Genomic DNA, 514 nt, shown 5'->3' on the forward strand with positions numbered 1-514 from the left:
CGGCTACCTCGACGCCGTCATACCCCCCAGCCACACCCGCGGCCAGATCGTCACCGCACTACGCCTCCTCGAACGCAAACAAGTCACCCTCCCACCCAAAAAACACGGAAACATCCCACTATGAGCGGCGAAGCGAATCATGCTGCGGTGTCGGATAGTTGGCAGTTCACAGGTTGCCCGACCGACACCGACATCGCCGCGGTGGTTGCTGTACTGACCGCTGCGCAGTCGTGCGTGGTCGACTCGACTCCGCCCGTGATCGATTCCTGGGGGCGACCCGAGGATCTGCATCGTTATGGACTTTCCAGTGCCCCAGCCCTTTTCGTCAACGCCCGATTCGGTCAGTGAAGGATCTCGAGAATATGACTACGTCTACTGCCCATAAGAAGATCACCAAGGTTCTTGTTGCCAATCGTGGTGAGATCGCGGTTCGGGTGATCCGGGCGGCTGCTGATGCGGGGTTGGTGAGTGTGGCTGTGTATGCCGAGCCGGATGCGGATGCTCCGTTCGTGCG

3 protein-coding genes are annotated in these 514 nt (G+C 60.1%); all 3 read left to right on the forward strand.

What is annotated here, in order from left to right; all coding sequences use genetic code 11:
* The coding region (locus tag J1M87_RS28195) for a carboxyl transferase domain-containing protein (RefSeq protein ID WP_206491948.1) at nt 1–124 on the forward strand (124 nt) is incomplete at its 5' end.
* Entirely contained in the window at nt 121–348 is a 228-nt protein-coding gene (locus J1M87_RS28200; protein ID WP_206492941.1) for an acyl-CoA carboxylase epsilon subunit, read from the forward strand. The genes J1M87_RS28195 and J1M87_RS28200, both read left to right, overlap by 4 nt.
* A gap of 14 nt (nt 349–362) precedes the next feature.
* Nucleotides 363–514, forward strand: a 152-nt coding sequence (locus tag J1M87_RS28205; RefSeq protein WP_206492942.1) for a biotin carboxylase N-terminal domain-containing protein, incomplete at its 3' end; no start/stop codon positions are given.

The sequence above is a fragment of the Rhodococcus sp. KRD162 genome (genome assembly GCF_017168335.1).
Classification (GTDB): domain Bacteria; phylum Actinomycetota; class Actinomycetes; order Mycobacteriales; family Mycobacteriaceae; genus Rhodococcoides.

Excerpts from the sequence above, each read along its gene's own strand:
- J1M87_RS28200 (WP_206492941.1), top strand. The coding sequence starts at position 121 with ATGAGCGGCGAAGCGAATCATGCTGCGGTGTCGGATAGTTGGCAGTTC.